This window comes from Streptomyces sp. SKN60 (genome assembly GCF_026236535.1).
In the GTDB taxonomy this organism is placed as follows: domain Bacteria; phylum Actinomycetota; class Actinomycetes; order Streptomycetales; family Streptomycetaceae; genus Streptomyces.
Map to the genome: position 1 here is coordinate 259944 of NZ_JAHTMW010000011.1, position 18259 is coordinate 278202.

The 18259-nt window shown below is 71.5% G+C and carries 13 protein-coding genes; 7 read left to right on the forward strand and 6 right to left on the reverse strand.

The window, feature by feature from the left end:
• Window positions 1–24 precede the first annotated feature (24 nt).
• The 4 genes from KV205_RS20570 to KV205_RS20585 all read right to left on the reverse strand — a co-directional run bounded on the left by KV205_RS20570 (window position 25) and on the right by KV205_RS20585 (window position 5368).
• Entirely contained in the window at window positions 25–1008 is a 984-nt protein-coding gene (locus KV205_RS20570; protein WP_265865923.1) for an acetylxylan esterase, read from the reverse strand.
• A gap of 160 nt (window positions 1009–1168) precedes the next feature.
• Window positions 1169–4033, reverse strand: coding sequence for a glycoside hydrolase family 3 protein (locus KV205_RS20575; protein ID WP_265865925.1), 2865 nt, complete (start codon window positions 4031–4033; stop codon window positions 1169–1171).
• Between the two features lie 175 nt (window positions 4034–4208).
• Window positions 4209–4496: a hypothetical protein gene (locus tag KV205_RS20580; RefSeq protein WP_265865967.1), complete on the reverse strand. Its 288-nt coding sequence runs from the start codon at window positions 4494–4496 to the stop codon at window positions 4209–4211.
• Window positions 4497–4552: 56 nt separating this feature from the next.
• A complete protein-coding gene (locus KV205_RS20585) occupies window positions 4553–5368 on the reverse strand; it encodes a phytanoyl-CoA dioxygenase family protein (RefSeq protein WP_265865926.1) in 816 nt (271 codons plus the stop codon).
• Window positions 5369–5514: 146 nt separating this feature from the next.
• Between KV205_RS20585 and KV205_RS20590 the strand changes: the two genes are divergently transcribed.
• Together KV205_RS20590 and KV205_RS20595 are read left to right on the forward strand one after the other, a co-directional pair.
• Entirely contained in the window at window positions 5515–6315 is an 801-nt protein-coding gene (locus KV205_RS20590; RefSeq protein ID WP_265865968.1) for a helix-turn-helix domain-containing protein, read from the forward strand.
• Window positions 6316–6475: 160 nt separating this feature from the next.
• The gene (locus KV205_RS20595; RefSeq protein WP_265865969.1) at window positions 6476–8887 is read left to right on the forward strand and encodes a SpoIIE family protein phosphatase; all 2412 of its coding nucleotides are present in this window, start codon (window positions 6476–6478) and stop codon (window positions 8885–8887) included.
• Here the strand turns inward: KV205_RS20595 and KV205_RS20600 are convergent.
• Window positions 8880–10073 (reverse strand): Gfo/Idh/MocA family protein, encoded by a 1194-nt coding sequence (locus tag KV205_RS20600; RefSeq protein ID WP_265865927.1) that lies wholly within the window; start codon window positions 10071–10073, stop codon window positions 8880–8882. The genes KV205_RS20595 and KV205_RS20600 overlap by 8 nt on opposite strands.
• 105 nt (window positions 10074–10178) lie before the next feature.
• Here KV205_RS20600 and KV205_RS20605 point away from each other — a divergent pair, with 105 nt between their 5' ends.
• The 5 genes from KV205_RS20605 (at window position 10179) to KV205_RS20625 (ending at window position 17451) form a co-directional block, all read left to right on the forward strand.
• A complete protein-coding gene (locus KV205_RS20605) occupies window positions 10179–11039 on the forward strand; it encodes a helix-turn-helix domain-containing protein (protein WP_265865928.1) in 861 nt (286 codons plus the stop codon).
• Window positions 11040–11383: 344 nt separating this feature from the next.
• Window positions 11384–12493 carry a ricin-type beta-trefoil lectin domain protein gene (locus KV205_RS20610; protein WP_265865929.1) on the forward strand — a complete coding sequence of 370 codons (1110 nt, stop codon included), beginning with the start codon at window positions 11384–11386 and terminating at the stop codon, window positions 12491–12493.
• A gap of 97 nt (window positions 12494–12590) precedes the next feature.
• Window positions 12591–14726, forward strand: a complete 2136-nt coding sequence (locus KV205_RS20615) for an alpha-galactosidase (protein WP_265865930.1) — start codon at window positions 12591–12593, stop codon at window positions 14724–14726.
• A gap of 53 nt (window positions 14727–14779) precedes the next feature.
• Window positions 14780–16294, forward strand: a complete 1515-nt coding sequence (locus tag KV205_RS20620; RefSeq protein WP_265865931.1) for a glycoside hydrolase family 43 protein — start codon at window positions 14780–14782, stop codon at window positions 16292–16294.
• A gap of 152 nt (window positions 16295–16446) precedes the next feature.
• The gene (locus tag KV205_RS20625; protein WP_265865932.1) at window positions 16447–17451 is read left to right on the forward strand and encodes a LacI family DNA-binding transcriptional regulator; all 1005 of its coding nucleotides are present in this window, start codon (window positions 16447–16449) and stop codon (window positions 17449–17451) included.
• 69 nt (window positions 17452–17520) lie between these two features.
• Here KV205_RS20625 and KV205_RS20630 read toward each other — a convergent pair whose 3' ends face one another.
• Window positions 17521–18237: a hypothetical protein gene (locus KV205_RS20630; RefSeq protein WP_265865933.1), complete on the reverse strand. Its 717-nt coding sequence runs from the start codon at window positions 18235–18237 to the stop codon at window positions 17521–17523.
• Window positions 18238–18259: the final 22 nt, after the last annotated feature.

The window sequence follows — 18259 nt, forward strand, 5'->3', positions numbered from 1 at the left end:
CCCACCGAGGTGCGCACGCGGCGGTCAGAGCTCCGGGGTGAGACCACGCTCGCGCAGCCAGGACAGCTGGACGGGCGGGTTGGAGCCGTAGCCGCCGCCGTGGTCGCCGAAGGGCCAGACGGTCATGGTGCGGTCCTCGCCCCGGTAGTGGTTGTAGGCGGCGTAGACCGTGGAGGGCGGGCAGATCGGGTCCATCAGGGCGACGCTGAACAGCCCCGGTGCGGTGGCCCGTTGGGCGAAGTGGACGCCGTCGAAGTAGTCGAGGGTGGTGAAGGTCCGCTCCACACGGTCGCGGCTGTGCCGGCGCAGGTACTCGGCGATCTCCGGGTACGGGCCTTCCCCGGTGATCTGTACGGCCCGGCGGAAGTGGCACAGGAACGGGACGTCCGGCAGCGCCGCGGCCACGCGGTCCCCGGCGAGCCCGGCGACGGCGAGGGCCAGGCCGCCGCCCTGGCTGCCGCCGGCCACCACGATCCTGCCCGGGTCGAGGCCGGGCAGCTCGGCGACGGCGTCCACGGCGCGCACGCAGTCGGTGATCAGCCGCCGGTAGTAGTAGTTCTCGGGGGAGTCGATGCCTCGGGTCATGAACCCCCCGGCCCACTGCGTGCCGTCGCCCGCTGTCCGGTCCGGGGTGTCGTGGCCCTGGCCCCGGCTGTCGACGACGAGCTGGGCGTAGCCGGCGGCGGACCAGAACAGGTGGTCGGCGGGCAGACCACGGCCGCCGCTGTAGCCGATGTACGTGACGACGACCGGCAGCGGTCCTTCCGTTCCGCGCGGGCGCAGGAGCCAGGCGGCCACCGGCTCGCCGTTCCAGCCGGGGAAGCGCACGTCGTCGACTTCGACGGTGTGCAGCAGGTGCGCGGAAGTGACCCGTTCGACCTTGATCGTCCCGTCGTGGGACCGGGCTTCGGCGAGGGTGCGGCGCCAGAACGCGTCGAAGTCGTTCGGAGCGGTCAGCTGCGGCCGGTAGCCGACGAGGCCGTCGGTCCCGAGGTCGGTGAGCGGCATGGGGGCTTCTTCCGGTCGGAGTGTGGACGAGGTGGCGGGGGTTCGTGTGGCATCGGGACCACGCGCCCTCGCGGGTCCGGGGCACGGCTGGGCAAGGGAGTGGCGGCCCGTCCTCCCCTCCGTCGGACGGGCCGCCGGCTTACGGGGCGGGCGCGAGCGGTCAGTCGGCTCCGCCAGGGCTGCCGAAGCGGAAGGCGGAGAGGCGGAAGTCGCCGTGCAGGGTCAGGCGCAGGTCGTGGACGCCCTCGGGCGGGGTGGCCAGTTCGCCCGTGACGGTCTGCCATGCGTAGCGGTCGCCGGTGAGGGGGACGTCGAGCTCGGCAAGGACCTGGTCGCCTGCCCGGACGACCAGCCGCGCCTCGCCGGGTCCGGCGTCCTCGCGGGCGGTCTCGGCCTCGATCCGGACGGCCCCGGAGAGGTCGACGCCGTGGAAGAGAAGCGTCCCGGGCCGAGCGGGGTCGGTGGGCGTGACCGCGTCACCGTCGGTCCGGGTGGTGTCGACGAGGGTGACGTCCGCGTAGTCGTCGAAGTCGACCGCCAGGGTGCGCCGTTCCAGGACGATCCGGGGCGCCGGGGCCGTCCCGGTCACCGTCAGCGGTGCGGTGAGGACCGGGTGGTCGGCGGAGCGGGCGACGATGATCTCGTAACCGCCGGGATCGACGGTGAAGGCGGAGGTGGCGACATCCCAGTGGGCGAGCCGTTCGGCGGGCAGCCGGAACGTCACCTCGCGGCTCCCCCCTGGCTCCAGGCGCACCTTGCGGAAGTCGGCCAGGCGCAGTCCGGGCGCCTCGTGACGGGCGTCCAGCGCCCGGACGTAGAGCTGCACCACCTCGCTGCCGGCCCGGGCACCGCTGTTGGCCAGGGTCACCGTGATGTCGACCGCGCCGTCCTGGCCGGTCGACGACCGCGACAGCCGCAGGTCGCGGTAGGAGAAGTCGGTGTACGACAGGCCGTGGCCGAAGGGGTAGAGGGGCGCGGCCCGGTGGTACTGGTAGGTCCAGCCCGCCTTGATGATGTCGTAGTCGAGCGGGGCGGGCAGCGGGTCGTCGCCCCGGTACCAGGTCTGCGGCAGTCGGCCGGCGGGCTCGGCGTCGCCGAGGAGCACGGCGGCCAGCGCGTGGCCCGTCTCCTGCCCGCCGTGGGAGGTCCACACCACGGCGGGCAGGTGCTCGTCGGCCCAGTCGACGGCGTACGGGTAGCTGCTCATCACCACGAGCGCCGTCTCCGGGCGCACGGCCGCGACCGTGCGGAGCAGCTCCTCCTGCGTCGCGGGCAGGGCGGTGTCCGCGCGGTCCTCGGTCTCACGGCCGTTGATCATGGGGTGGTTGCCGAGGACGACGACCGCCGCGTCGGCCGCCTCGGCGGCTGCCCGGGCCTCGGCCGCGCCGTCGCGCAGCAGCTCTCGTTCCCAGCGTTCGGCGGAGTCCGGGGCTCCGGCGGTCACGGTGACGCGGCCGTCGGCCGGATCCACGGCGGCGTAGCGGCCGGTGAGCACGGAGCGCAGCAGCACCGAGTCCTGCCCGGCCGGTTCGAGGAGGAAGGTCTCCTTGACGAACCAGTTCTTGAGCGTCTTCTGGTCGGCCGCCACGGTGGCGTCGTCCTTGAGGCTCAGGTAGTGACCGGTGTCGGCGGCGCGGAGGGTCAGCATGCCGCGGCCCCAGCCGGTCACGTCGAAGGCGGTCCTGCCGAGGAGTTCACCGGTGGTGCGGGAGCGCAGCGCGATACGGTCGGCGCCCTCCACCCGGACCACCTCGCCGCCGTGGGCGCCGAGTGCGGTGTCGAATGCGGCGTCGAGGCCGTCGGCGACGGTCACCTGGTAGGGCATGGTGCCGCTGTACCAGTCCTCGCACAGCGTGTCGGCGAGTGGGCCGATGACGGCGATCCTGGGTGTCCGCGCCGGGTCCAACGGCAGCAGGCCGTCGTTCTTGAGCAGTACCACCGACTCGGTCGCCGCGTGCCGCGCCAGGGCGCGGTGCTCGGGGCAGTCGATCGCCTCCGGTCCGATCCCGGCGTACGGGTCGAGGTCCGGGTCGAACTCGGCGAGACGGAAGCGGAGTTCGAGCTGGCGACGCACCGCGCGGTCCACGTCGGCCTGGTCCATCAGGCCGCGCTCCAGCGCCTCGCGCAGTCGGCCGACCGGCGTGGCGCTGTCCTCGTCGTGGTCGGTGAAGCTGTCGATGCCCGCCTTGAGGGCGGCGGCGTGGGACGCGGCGTGGTCGTCGAAGTAGTGCTCCGGGTCGACCAGGTTGGAGGGGGCCTCGGCGTCGCTGACCACGAACAGCTCGTGTCCGGTGGGCCGCGCCCAGCGGCGCAGCTCGGTCTCGATCAGCGGGCTGATGTGGCAGGGGCGGCCGTTGACCAGGTTGTACGCGGCCATGGCTCCGGTCGCGGCGCCGGAGGCGACGACGGGCCGGAAGGCGGCCAGGTCGTACTCGTGGAGGACGCGCGGGCGCAGCCCGGAGGAGGTGGTGCAGCGGTCGTCCTCGTTGTTGTAGGCGAGGAAGTGCTTGAGAACGGGAGCCGCCCGCAGGTAGGTCGGATGGTCGCCGGCCAGGCCCCGGCAGTACGCCTCGCCGAGCCGGGCGGTGTGCACCGGGTCCTCGGAGTAGCCCTCCTCGTTGCGTCCCCAGCGCGGGTCGCGCAGCAGGTTCAGGACGGGCGCCCAGGCCTGCAGGCTGTGAGAGCCGCCGGTGGCGGGCCGGCGGTGGTGGTGGAAGGCCCGAAGCTCGACCGAGACGGCCTCGGCGACCCGGCGCACCAGGTCCTCGTCCCAGGTGGCGCCGAGGCCGACGGCCTGCGGGAAGACCGTCGCCACCCCCAGCCAGGAGACCCCGTGCAGGGCCTCGCTGCCCGTACGGAAGGCAGCGAGGCCGAGCCGAGGGACGGCCGGCACGTACTGGTGCAGCATCGCGATCCGCTCTTCGGGCCTGAGCCGTGAGAGCAGGTCGTCGACGCGCTTCTGCAGTGGCAGGGCGGGATCACGGAAATCGGGCGGCTCGGATGCGGACGCGGGCGCGGAACTCACGTGGAAACCCCTCAGGCGAGCTGGTTACGGTGGCGTTCATCGAAGCGCTTCGACCGTCCCATTCACCTCCACGACCTGTCAATGAAAGCCGCAGAGAAAGTACTCCCCCGTCAACTCTCCCGACTCCCGCGAAACCACCCCGCCGCCCTCCCTTGCCGAGTCAAGCGATTCGACGTCAGGACCCGGTCTGCGCCCGCACGTCGACGACCCGTTCGAAGAAGAACTCGTGCTTGAGGAAGGAGACGTCGTACTCGTGACCCGGGTACGGCGGGATCAGCTGGGCGGCCTGGAACAGTCGCCATCCGTCCTGCAGCGCGGCCACCCCCGACTCGTACGGCGGCTCGTCGCTGTCACCCGTGGTGGGCGAGGTGCGGCCGGTGCCGTCGTAGCGCGACCAGCCGACGACATGGGAGTCCAGCGCCGAGCTCGCCAGGTACAGCACGAGCACCTGCTGCCGCAGCATCGGGGCGGCGGTGGCGTCTTTGGTGTCCGCCGGCGCGGGCGGGATCGCTTCGGTCGTCATGCCACGGTCCCCTTCGGACGGTTGGAGACCCTGGTCACCCAGTGGTCGAGGTCGAAGCCGTCGTCACCGGTCAGCTCCCGCCACAGCAGGATGCGGTTGTACCGCTCCAGCCGGCCGGTCGCTCCCTCGTACCACGGGAACATCGCGTCCAGCTCCGCGGTCACCCGCGGGTCATGGAGATCCGAGGTGTCCCACAGACGGCGTTGACGCACCCGGGGATTGAAGCGGATCTTGAACATGTAGCGGAGGATGTCGCTGTCGTTGCGCCGGCCCCCGTGCCAGATGCCGTGGTGCAGAAGCACCACCGTGCCGGCCGGGCAGACCAACCGGTCCTGGCCGCGCAGGTTCTGGTAGCGGCCGGTGTCCGACTCGTTGATCCGCCGCAGATGGCTGCCCGGCACGCTGAGCGTTCCGCCCATCTCCAGCGTCACGGTCTGCGGGTAGTACATCAACTGGACGTCGAAGGCGTCCGGCCGGACGTCGATGATGGCGTCCCCGTGCAGCGGCTGCGCGGCGCCGCCGTGCGGCTCGCGGGTATGCACGAAGTGGTGGTCCACCCACGGCTCCGGGCCGACCAGGCTGCGCAGGGCCCCTGCCACCTGGGGCAGTTCCAGCAGCCTGCGGACGAAGGAGCCCTCCGCGTACGCGTCGGACAGCGGCGTCCCGTACGGCACCGGCGGCACCCCGCCCGCCAGTACCGCCAGGCCCTCGGCGTTCATCTCCGCCGGCACCACCGCGTCAAGCCGCAGTGACCCGCGCGCCACGAAGCGCGCCATCTGAACCGAGTTCAGCAGTTCTTGGCTGTTCTCCATGACGGCCACGCTAGGTCCGGCCCGCCGCGCACCGCGTGGGCCGCGTTCACCCTCCACTGGTCGATTTTCACCGTGCCGTCCGCCACGTGCATCGACGACCGCGCCCCCAGGAGTGGCCGCGTCCGCCGTGGGTAGAACACGTGACCATGCAGACGGTCCTCGCCCCTCTCGACGAGCCTCCCACTCTCGCCGCCCTCGGCATCGGCGTGCACGGTCCGGCCGGCCAGGTGGACGTGTTCTCGCTGCCGGACATGTGGCAGCTCCATCTGTACGGCTACGACGCCGACTTGACGGTCGACGGCACCGAGCACGCGATCCGCCCCGGGCGGGTCAGCCTCGTACCGCCCGGAACCGAGGTGCGTTACCGCTACCGGGGCCGCTCCGAGCACCTCTACGCCCACCTCCGGCTGGGTTCGGCGGGAACACCCCACAGCATTCCCGTGATCCAGCACACCGGACCCGAGCTCGACCTGCTCACCGCACAGTTGCGGCAGGCACTGGCCGCCTGGCCGAACACCCCGGCCCGGGCCACCGCCGAGGTGTGGGCCGCCCTGTGGCGGATCGCCCGGCTCACCCCGCCGCGGGAGCAGAGCGCCCGGGCCGTTCATCCTGCGGTGGCGGCCGCGACGGCCCTGATCGAGACGCGGCTGACGGAGTCCCTGTCGGTGCCGGAGATCGCGAAGGCGGCCGGCGTTTCCCACAACCACCTGACCCGGCTCTTCCGCGCGGCCACCGGGGAAACCGTCGTCGGCTACATCCGGGCCCGCCGGATGGAACGCGCACGCCATTTCCTGCGGGCCACCACGCTCTCCATCCCCGCCGTCGCCGCCTCGGTCGGCATCCCCGACCTCCAGGCGTTCAACAAGGCCTGCCGCCGTGAACTCGGGGCGTCACCTCGCGGCATCCGTTCCGCCGGTCCCGCACCGCGCGACAGCGCGGCCCAGTAGATCGCCGAACGGCAAAGGACACCGGCCACGCGCTGTTGACCATGCGGTACCTACCGTGACCGAGTCGGCGCGCCAGACGGCGCGGACCTAGGCTGGAACCAGCCGCTGGAAACCGGTCCTGGCGAGCACCGCTGTCCGGACGGAGGCGTGGCGCGTGGAGATGGCTGCCAAGCGGGACGGCCCGACTGCCGCTGTCGTGGTCGACCCGGACGGCAAGGTGAGTGGTTGGAGCGAGGGCGGGCGGCTGCTGCTGGGCTGGACGGCGGAGGAGACCGTGGGGCGGCCCGTGACCGACCTGTGGGCCGATCGCCCATCCGGCCTTCCCGAAAATCTCGGCATCGGCTCCGACCCCACGGGAGTCGTCCCGCTGAGGCACCGGGACGGTTCCACGGTGGACGCCGTGCTGACGACCCATCCGCTGCGCGGCGCGGACGGCCGCGTGCTGGGCCGCGTGGTGACCGTCCAGCCGTGGGGACGCCGCCCCGTGATCGCCGACCGGGCCTTCGAACAGTGCCCCTTCGCTCTGGGCGTCTACGACCCTGAGCTGCGGTTTCTGTGGGTCAATGCCTCCGCGTGCCGGGTGATGGCGCACTCCGAGGAGCAGGTGCTCGGCGAGAAGTACCGCGAGCTGTTCCCCGAACTGGACGACATGGCATACACCGACCGGCTCTCCGAGGTGGCGAGGACGGGCGAGCCCGCACGCCTCATCACCGTCTTCCGCCCGCTCGGCAGCAACTACGCCAACGCCTGGGCCACCAGCATGTGGCCCGTCCGAGACGCCGAGGGCAAGGTCCGCGCGGTCGCCAACTGGGGATTCGACATGAGCGCCGAGTACTGGGCTCGGCAACGCCTGCTCATCCTCAACAAGGCCAGCGGCGGCATCGGCCTGACACTCGACGTGATCGGCACCGCCCAGGAACTGGCCACGACCCCGGTGCCGGGATTCGCCGACCTCGTCACCGTAGACCTCTTCGACGAGGTGCTGCGCGGGGAGGAACCGCCCTCCGCGTCCGCGTTCACCTCCGGCGACACGATCACGCTCAGCCGTGCCGCCCAGCACAGCGCGAAGGAGGACACCGACCGGGCGCCCGGGCCCGCGACGCCGGTCAGCCACCCTCCCGGTTCCGTCGCCGCCCGCTGCATGGCCACCGGCAGGTCCACGGTCGAGCTCGCCGCTCAGCCCGGCGAGGGCGGCGAATGGGCCTTCGGGCCCGGGCTCGCCGCCGACCCGGCCCACTGGCCACCGGGCAACCCGTTGATCGAAGGGTCCATCGCCGCAGACGGGCTGACCGGCCGGATCACCGTGCCGCTCCGGGCCCGCGGCGCGCTGCTCGGTGTCGTCGTCTTCTCCCGCCTCGACCGGCCCGAGGCCTTCACCGCCGACGACCTGATCCTCGCCGAGGAGATGACCGCCAAAGCCGCCGTCGCCATCGACAACGCCCGCCGGTACTCGCGCGAACGCACGACCGCGCTGACCCTGCAACGCAGCCTGCTGCCGCAGGGGCTACCGGACCAGAAGGCGGTCGAGGCGGCATCCCGCTACCTGCCCGCCGGGACCGGCGCGGAAGTGGGCGGTGACTGGTTCGACGTCGTTCCGCTGTCCGGCGCCCGGGTCGCCCTGGTCGTCGGCGACGTCGTCGGCCACGGCCTGCACGCCTCGGCCGGCATGGGCCGGCTGCGCACCGCGGTCCGCACGCTCGCCGATGTCGACCTGCCGCCGGACGAGCTGCTGACCCACCTGGACGACCTGGTCCTCCACCTCGCCGGCGAACTCCAGCCCGCCGGCCGCTTCGAGCCGACCGGCGAGTCCGGCGCCACCTGCCTGTACACCGTTTACGACCCTGTCTCCCGGCGCTTCACGCTGGCGAGCGCCGGCCATCCGCTGCCGCTGATCATCTCCCCGGACGGCACCAGGACACCGGTACCCGCACACCCGGGTCCGCCGCTCGGCATCGGCGGGCTGCCTTTCGAGGCCACCGAGCTCGAGCTGCCCGAGGGCAGTCTGCTCGCCCTCTACACCGACGGACTGGTAGAAAGCCGCGAGCGCGACGTCGACCAGCGGATCGCCGAACTGCTGCGAGCCCTGAACCACTCGGCCACCTCCCTGGAGGCCCTGTGCGACACGGTGATGGACGCCATGCTCCCGGAACGCCGCACCGACGACGCGGCCCTGCTGCTCGCTCGTACGCACGCGCTGGATCCCCGCCACGTCGCCGACCTGGCCGTAGAGCCCGACCCCGCACAGGTGCCGCGCGCCAGGAAGTTCGCCGTCGACCAGGTGGACGCATGGGGTCTGGAGGAGGCGTCGTTCGTCACCGAACTGGTCGTCAGCGAGCTGGTCACCAACGCCATCAGATACGGCGCGCCGCCGATCAGGCTGCGGCTGATTCGCGATACCTCCCTGATCTGCGAGGTCTTCGACGGAAGCAACACCGCTCCGCACCTGCGCCGAGCCCGCGCCTTCGACGAGGGTGGCCGGGGCCTGCTGCTCGTCGCCCAGCTCACTCAGGGGTGGGGCACCCGGCACACCACCAACGGCAAGACGATCTGGTGCGCTCAGGCGCTCACGTGATGCGGGGTCCGTCTCCGTGGTCGGGGATGGGGAGGCGCACGCCGGCCTGAAGGGCGGACTGGTGGGCGATGATGCCGGGGAGGGTATAGCGGGCGGCGGTCCACGCGTGCAGCGGTGGAGGCGTTCGTGTCGTGACCGCGGTGGCGAAGTCGTCGGCGAGGAAGTGGTGGCTGCCCTCGTGGCCGTTGGGTGCGTGCGCGAACTCGCGCGGGAGTCGGGAGCGGTCGTGGACGGGTGCGGTACCGGAGGCGAAGGCGTCGCGCAGTTCCGGGGCGACGTGGGAGAGCGCCGGGTCGTCCGGTGCGAGGGTGGGTGCGGGCTGCAGGTGCGCGGTGACGTCGTGCTCGCCCTTCTTGTCCTGCCACAGGCTGACCGAACCGAGTTGTTCGAGGACGGCCTCCGTGCCGAAGTAGCGGAAGCGTGACTCCTTGCCGATGTATCCGACCCTGCGGAACTCGTTCGTGCGGAAGCTGCCGCCACCCGCGACTTCGAACAGCGCGGTCGCGTTGGAGAAGTCGTTGTCGAACTGGCTGATCTCGCGATCGAACACGCCGTCGCCGCGCTCGTCCCGAACGCCGATCGCCGAGACGCTCACGGCGTGGGTCTGCCAGGCGCCGAGGACTCCGCCGATCGAGTGCGTGGGGTAGAGCAGCGGCGGGTAGCTGGCGGTGGACTTCCAGTCCTCACCGCCGCTGTACTTGTACGCGTCGTAGAAACCCCAGTCCATGTCGTGGACGTAGTCGCCTTCCGCGTAGAAGATCCGGCCGAACGCTCCCGCGGCGATCTGGGCGCGCGCGTAGACGGTCGCCGGGTGGTAGTAGCTCGTCTCGCCCATCATGTAGATCCGGCCGGTCTCCTCGGCCGCTGCGATGATGTCCGCGATCTCGGCCTCGGTCACGCCCATGGGGACCGCACTGTAGACGTCCTTGCCCGCACGCAGCGCCTGCACGGCGAGGGGGCCGTGGGTCCAGCGCTGGGTGAAGAGCGCGATGGCGTCGAGATCGGAGTCGAGCATGTCCTCGAACGAGGGGAACGTGCCGGCGAGGTCATGCTCGGTGACGAGTTGCTCGGCGCGCTCCGGGAGCAGGTCGGTGACCTTGATGTCACCGACGTCCGGGTGCAGGCGCCAGAGTTTGGCGAACGAACCGGCGAACTGGCCGGCGCCGACGATGCCGAGTGAGAACACGCGAAATCTCCATCGGGAGCGGAGGAGTGGGTGCGAGCTGGTGCCGGTCGCATGACGGTGCGGGCTCCGGCACTGCTCCACGACGATAGGATCCGAGTACCCGCGATGTCTGCACCGTTTCGAAGCGAGAACTTCTTGGATCCTCAGGGTGCTCTGGTCGACGAACCCTCGTACCTGCGCGGCTGGTCCGGACGCCCGACGCTGATGGCGGCAGCGCACCGGCACGACGACCTGGAGATCAACTTCGTGGCCGGCGGTGGGTCGATGCTCTATCTCTACGGCGGCGAACTCCTCGAAGTCGCGGTGGGCGGCCTCGCCGTGTTCTGGGCCGCGATCCCGCACCAGTTGGTGGCGAGCCAGGCGACGCGCGTCCACTGGCTGCATGTGCCCTTCGACCGGTTCCTCGCCTGGGGGCTGCCCCAACCACTCCTCGCCCGTGTGCTCTCGGGCGTGCCGATGATCACTCACACAGCCCGTGCCGACGCGAGCGATCCGGCGAAGTTCACGCAGTGGGCCGCGGATCTGGCCGCGGACGACGACGAACTGCACCGCATCGCGATGCTGGAGATACAGGCGCGCGTCCGACGTCTGGCGCTCGCCACGGTCGGCGATCCCGCACATCGACCCGCCAGTGACGAACCGGCCCTGCGCCAGGCGGCGTCCATGGCGCGGTACATCGCACAGCACTTCCGCGAGCCGATCACCGTCGCGGACGTCGCCGCGGCGGCGCATGTCCACCCGACCTACGCCATGACCCAGTTCCGCAAGGTCGTGCGTACCACGATCGGCGACTACGTGAAGCTGTACCGGCTCGCCGAAGCACGCCGGTTGCTGGTGACCACCGACCTTCCCGCGAGCCAGGTGGCCACGGCCGCCGGTTTCGGTTCGGTCAGCCGTTTCTACCGAGTCTTCACCGACGCGTGCGGGACCACCCCGGCACGATTCCGACACGGGCGCGGGATGTAGGTACCTGGCGACTCTTGACGAGAACATGCCGCGTGTCTACTGTCCTGCGACGGAACCGAACAGACTTCAACAGGTCACTCCCTTCCCCGTCCGGCGACGCCGGCCTGCAGAGCCAGCAGCTCACCGCCGACCACGCCAACGGTGTGACCACACTCATGGCGGCGCTTCCGTCCGGACCTGGCGCCGCCGGCAGCAACAGGGGCCTCTCCCCCTCCCCCACGCGCCGTTCTGCCGTTCGTCTCCAGGCGGCCGCCGACGCCGGCGCGAAGGCGCCACGGCCGGGCCGCTGACGGAACGGCGCTCAGTCCCGTTCATGAGCATCACTCTCAGAAGAGGACACCCGCATGAGAAAGTCCTGGCTTCTCCACCTGATCACGCTTGTCGCCGTCGTGCTCGGGGTGACAGCGACAGGTGCCGCCCCCGCCTCCGCCGCCTCCAACACGCCCTTGCGCGTCATGCCGTTGGGCGACTCGATAACCTGGGGCGTGGGAAGCACCACGGGCAACGGCTACCGGGCCCCGCTGTGGGACAGGCTTGCGGCGGACGGCCATCCACTGGACTTCGTCGGCACGTTGCGGGGCGGTTCGATGTCCGACCCCGACAACGAAGGCCACTCCGGATACCGCATCGACCAGATCGCCGCCCTCGCCGACGCCGCGCTGACCCGCTACCGGCCCAACGTCGTGACGCTGCACATCGGCACCAACGACCTCCAAGGGGCCTCCGAGGCCAACACCGCGATCGCCCGGCTGAAGTCGCTGGTCGACCAGATCACCGCCGACGTCCCCGACGCGACCGTCCTCGTCGCCTCCCTGGTCGTGTCCACCAGCAGCTCCGAGGAGCAGCACCGGGGCGCGTACAACCAGGCCATCCCCCAGATCGTCCGCGAGGCGCAGGCCGCGGGCAAGCGCGTCGCATTCGTCGACATGAGCGCCCTGACCGCCACGGCCGACCTGGCCGACCCCCTGCATCCCAACGACTCCGGCTACCGGAAGATGGCCGACGCCTTCCACCGCGGCATCCAGGCCGCGGACAGCGCCGGGTGGCTGAGGAACCCCGCCCCCGCACCCGCGCGCGTACAGTCCGGCATCGCCGGCAAGTGCCTCGACGTCAACGGCGCCGGCACCGCCGACGGGACCGCCGTCCAGACCTGGAGCTGCGGCGACGGTGCCCACCAGATCTGGTCCGCCTACACCGACGGCACCCTGCGCTCCCTGGGCAAGTGCCTCGACGCCGCCGGCTGGGGCACCGCCAACGGAACCAAGGTGCACCTCTGGGCCTGCCACGGCGGCGCCAACCAGGTCTGGCAGCCCTACAACGGCGGCTACCGCAACCCCGCCTCCGGCCGCTGCCTCGACGTCCCTGCCGCCTCCACCGCCGACGGCACGCAGCTCCAGCTGTGGGACTGCCACGGCGGCTCCAACCAGAAGTGGACCACCCTGACCGCCGGATGACCCCCCGTTCCCTGGATCTGAGTCCCATCCGGGCTCAGGTCCAGGGAAGCGCTTCAACCCGAGGAACCGTCCGGCACTGACCTCGAATGGGGCCGCCATGACCAAGGAACAGGGGACCTTCCACTGGGGGCACGAGGCCCTTCACCTCGAGCTCGTCCTCGACGACGACGGCAGCCCGCGCCTGACGCACCTCGGACTGCCCGGCGAAGCGCAGAGCGTCCCCGGCGCATCCCTCCCCCTGGTGGAGGTGACGGCCGCGGGTCACGGCCGCCACTGGTCGGGCAGCCGCCTGATCGGGACCGCTCTCGGCGGACGGCTGCGCCACCGGGCCCACTTCGCGGCCCGCGACGGCGACTGGCACACCCTGACCGTGCATCTCCACGACCCGGAAACCGGGCTGGTCGCGGAGGTGACCTACCGGTCACCGGACGGCATCCCCGTGCTCCGCGGCGAAGTGACCCTGCGCAACGAAGGGCGGACCACCTTGCACCTGGAGTCGGTCAGCTCGCTCGCGGTGGGCTGCCTCACCCCACGGGACCCGGCGGCCGTCGACGCCGCCGACCTGCTGTGGGCGGACAACGACTGGCTCGCCGAGTGCCGCTGGCAGCGACAGCCGATGCGCCGGACCACACCCGGCGTCAGTGGACGCGCGACGTACGGCCACGGCAAGGCGGGCCTCGCCCTGAACGGACAGGGCACCTGGTCCAGTTGCGGACACCTGCCCATGGGCGGCCTGACGGACCGGCGCACCGGCCGCAGTTGGGTGTGGCAGATCGAGCACAACGGCGGGGGCTGGCGCTGGGAGTGCCAAGAGCACGACGAGGCGGCCTACGCCGCACTGTTCGGGCCGACCGACACCCACCACGGCTGGCGGCACCCCCTGGAACCCGGCGCCGTCTTCCGCACCGTACCGGCCGCGCTGGCCTTCGGCGCCGACGGCGGCCCCGACTCCGCGTTCGCCGCGCTGACCCGCTACCGCCGCGCCCAGCGCCGCCCTCATGCCGACCACCAGCGCCTGCCCGTCATCTTCAACGACTACATGAACTGCCTGATGGGCGACCCCACCACCGACAAGCTGCTGCCGCTGATCGACGCGGCGGCCGAAGCCGGCGCCGAGCACTTCGTCATCGACGCGGGCTGGTACGACGACGGTGACGGCGGCTGGTGGACCAGCGTCGGTGCCTGGGAGCCGGCCGCCGCACGCTTCCCCGGCGAGAAGGGGATCCACGAGGTACTGGACCACATCCGCCGACGCGGCATGGTTCCCGGTCTGTGGCTGGAGCCGGAAGTCGTCGGCGTCCACAGCCCCATGGCCAAGTCCCTGCCCGACGAGGCGTTCTTCCGCCGCGACGGCGCCCGCGTCACGGAGACCGGCCGGCACCACCTGGACCTGCGCCACCCGGCCGCCCGTGCCCACCTGGACCAGGTCGTGGACCGCCTGGTCGGCGAGTGGGGCGTCGGCTACCTCAAGCTCGACCACAACATCGACCCCGGGTCCGGCACCAGCGCCCACCCCGGCGAGACCCCGGGCGACGGCCTGCTCGGCCACAACCGGGCGCACCTCGACTGGCTCGACGGCGTCCTCGACCGGCACCCGCACCTGGTGGTGGAGAACTGCGCCTCCGGCGGCATGCGCTGGGACGACGCCATGCTCTCCCGGCTGCAACTGCAGTCCACCAGCGACCAGCAGAACCTCCACCTCTACGCGCCCATCGCGGCCTCCGCGCCCACCGCCGTCACCCCCGAACAGGGTGCCGTCTGGGCGTACCCCCAGCCGGAGGACTCCCTCGACGAGGTGGCGTTCACCATGGCCAACGCGCTGCTCGGCCGGATCCATCTCTCCGGCCGCATTCCGGAACTCGAGCGGGAGGCCCGCGCCCTGGTCCACGAGGCGGTGGCGGTGTACAAGGCCATCCGCGCCGATCTGCCGCAGGCCGTGCCGTCCTGGCCACTGGGCCTTCCCGCCTGGGACGACCCCTGGATCGCCCTGGCCATGCGCACGCCCGCCACCACCTACCTCACGGCCTGGCGCCGCCCAGGGACCGACGCCACGGCGACGCTGCACCTGCCCCACCTGCGGGACACCCCCGCCCGTGTCGACCTGCTCTATCCCTCGGTCAGCCGGGCCGATTCCGCCTGGGTGCCCGACACGGCCGAGCTGAGCCTGACCCTGCCCACCGCGCCGTCCGCCGTCCTGCTCCGCATCACCCCCACGGACCCCGGCGCTCCCTGAACCACCCCGACCACGCCACGACTCCCGCACGAATCGACGAGAGGACCCCTCGGGTGACACCACCGCGCCGGCCGGACCAACGCTTCACCAACCCCGTGATCCCCGGCTTCCACCCCGACCCCAGCGTCTGCCGCGTCGGCGACGACTACTACCTGGCCTGCTCCAGCTTCGAGTACTTCCCCGGCGTACCCCTCTTCCACAGCCGCGACCTGGTGCACTGGAGGCAGATCGGCAACGCCCTGGACCGGCCGGACCAACTGCGTCTGCCCACCTCCATGCCGTCCTCCGGCGGGATCTACGCCCCCACCCTGCGCCACCACGACGGCCGCTTCTGGCTGATCGTCACCAACTGCAGCGAGGGCGGCGGCAACCTGATCGTCACGGCCACCGACCCGGCCGGACCGTGGTCGGACCCCATCTGGGCGCCGGGCGTCCCCGGAATCGACCCCGACCTGGTCTGGGAGGAGGACGGCACCTGCTGGTGCACGGTCGCCGGGGTCTCGCAGGTCCGTCTCGACCCGGCCACCGGACAGACGTACGGAACACCGCACCGGCTCTGGTCCGGCGGGCCCGGCGCCAAGGCCCCGGAGGCGCCGCACCTGTACCGGATCGGCGACCACTGGTACCTCCTCATCGCCGAGGGCGGCACCGAGCGCGGCCACGGTGTCTCGATCGCCCGCGGCCCTACGCCTGCCGGCCCGTTCGAGCCGTGCCCGGCCAACCCGATCCTCACCCACCGCGGCACCGACCACCCCGTCCAGAACACCGGGCACGCCGACCTGGTCCAGGGCCCCGACGGCTCCTGGTGGATGGTGCTGCTCGGCGTCCGGCCCGGCGGCGGCACGCCGGGCTGGCACGTGCTCGGCCGGGAGACCTTCCTGGCCCCCGTGACCTGGGTGGACGGATGGCCGGTCGTCGGCGAGGTCGCCCTGGACCTGCCCGAGCTCCCGTGGCCGCTCTCCCCCGGCCCTGTCGAGGAGCAGCGGGACGACTTCGACCTCGCCGAACTGCGACCGTCCTGGATCTCCCTGCGCGACCGGCCGGCCGAACACTGCACCACCAAGGAGCGCCCCGGCTGGCTGACCCTCCGCGCGCGCGGAGGATCCCTGGACGAGCCCGACGTGGTGTTCACCGGCCGGCGCCAGCAGCACCTCGCGTGCCGGGCCCGCACTCTGGTCGATGCCGCGGAGGGGGACGGCGGCCTCGCCGTCCGGCTCGACGAGCGGCACCACTACGCGATCGAGGTGTCCGGCACGGAGGTACGGGCCATCGCGCGCGTCGGCTCCCTGCGCACGGTCGTGGCCACGCGGTCCGTGCCCGCCGGGCCGGTGGTCCTCGCCGTCACGATCACGGAACAGCCGACTCCGCACGGACCGCGCACGGGACCCGACGTCGTCTCCCTCGGCGTCGAGCAGCCCGACGGCACGTTCACAGAGCTCGCGACCCTCGACGGCCGCTACCTGTCGACCGAGGTCGCCGGCGGCTTCACGGGCCGGGTCATCGGCATGTACGCCGCGGAAGGCACCGTCCACTTCGACTGGTTCGACCACGAGCCCCTCGACGGCTGAACGGAGGCCCCCTCCCTCTGCCCGGCCGGGCATCGAAGCGCTTCAACTCAGAGCTGGACAACGCGCCAGGCTGGGGCTAGGGTCGGTGTACATTTCACGCAGGATTGATGGGCTCGCATGATCGAAGCGCTTCATACGGCTGGGAGAGCTGGATGGTAACCCTCGCCGAGGTCGCCCGGCACGCCGGAGTGTCGGCGAGCACGGTGAGCTATGTCCTCAGCGGCAAGCGGCCCATCTCCGCGGCCACCCGGCTGCAGGTCGAGGAGAGCATCCGCGAGCTGGGATACCACCCGAACGCGGGCGCGCGGGCCCTGGCCAGCAGCAGGTCGAACATCATCGCGCTGATGGTCCCCCTGCGCACCGACATGTACGTGCCGGTGATGATGGAGATCGCCATCGCGGTCGCCACGACGGCCCGGACACACGGGTACGACGTGCTGCTGCTGACCGGCGAGGAGGGTCCCGAAGCCGTCCGCCGGGTCACCGGCAGTGGGCTCGCCGACGCGATGATCCTCATGGATGTCGAACTCGACGACGAGCGGCTGCCGTTGCTGCGCAGCACCGACCAGCCGTCCGTACTGATCGGACTGCCCGCCGACACCTCGGGACTGACCTGCGTCGACCTCGACTTCAGGGCGACCGGCGCGTTGTGCGTCGAGCATCTGGCCACGCTCGGCCATCGCGACATCGCCGTGATCGGCGAGGCCCCCGCGGTCTACGAACGGCACACCGGCTTCGCCGAGCGCACCCTCGACGGACTCCGTTCCCGGGCACGGGAGTTGGGCATCAGGGTGTTGCACCGGCCGTGCGGCGGCGGCTACGACGCGATAGCCGCCACCCTCACCCGCATCCTCGATGAGCGCCCCGGCACCTCCGGGTTCGTCGTGCAGAACGAGCAGGCGGTCGAGCCACTGCTCGCCCTGCTGCGCCGGCAGGGCCGCGCCGTCCCCGAGGACGTGTCGGTGGTCGCGATCTGCCCGGAACAGGTGGCCGTCCAGGCCTCGGTGGGGCTGACATCGGTCTCCATCCCCGCACAGGAGATGGGCCGGCAGGCGGTGGAGCGCCTGGTCGCCAAGATCGACGGTCGGGGTACCGACGAAGTCCTGCTGATCGCACCCGAGTTGACGGTGCGGGCGAGCAGCGGATCGGCGCCCTGAGGCGTGGACCGGGCCGAGGTCGACCACGCCTGAGGAGGACGTGGGACCGACCTCGGCCCTGGCGTCGGGTCAGCCGCCGTTGATGGTCAGGTTGTTGGTGTGGAAGTCGAGTCCGCCGGACGACGAGGTGATCTCATAGCCGAACTGGACGTCGCCGATGGTCTCGTTGCCGGGCATCCAGCCCTTGGTGTGGGCGATCCAGTGGAGGATCGGCTTGACGTCCACGGTGCCGGAGCGGGAGTCGGACGTCCGCAGGAACGAGAACACCTGGTTCGACCCGTTGGTGCCCTTGTAGACGTTCCAGTTGTGGCCGCCGAGGGTGACGTTGCCCTGATAGCCGCCGATGGGGCCGACCGCTCCGTTGTCGTTGACCCAGAGCATGATCTCGTACTGGTGGTCGGTGTCCCAGATGTCGTACGACGTGTTGTACGCGCCGGACGACGGGACGCTGACGTTGTAGTCGCTGGTGAGCCGGCCGAGCGAGTCGATCGTCTTGTTGATCGTCTTCGTCGCGTTGGGGTAGGACTTGATGCCCCCGGTGTCGGGGTGGGCGGCCCAGACGCCCCAGTCGGTCCCGGAGTTGGCCCAGAGGCACTGGCTGCCGGCGCCGGAGCCCCAGATGTTGTTGTAGAGCCTGTAGCCGTCCAGGCCGGTGCTGCCCCATCGGTCGCAGGAGTTCCAGACCGCTGCCGAAGCGGGGGCGGAGGCCAGGCCGACGGTGGCACCGAGAGCCATCGTCGGCGCCAGCACCGCCATGGTGATCCTGCGCATCGTGTCTTTGACCATGGTGTCCCTTCCACGGGTGGGG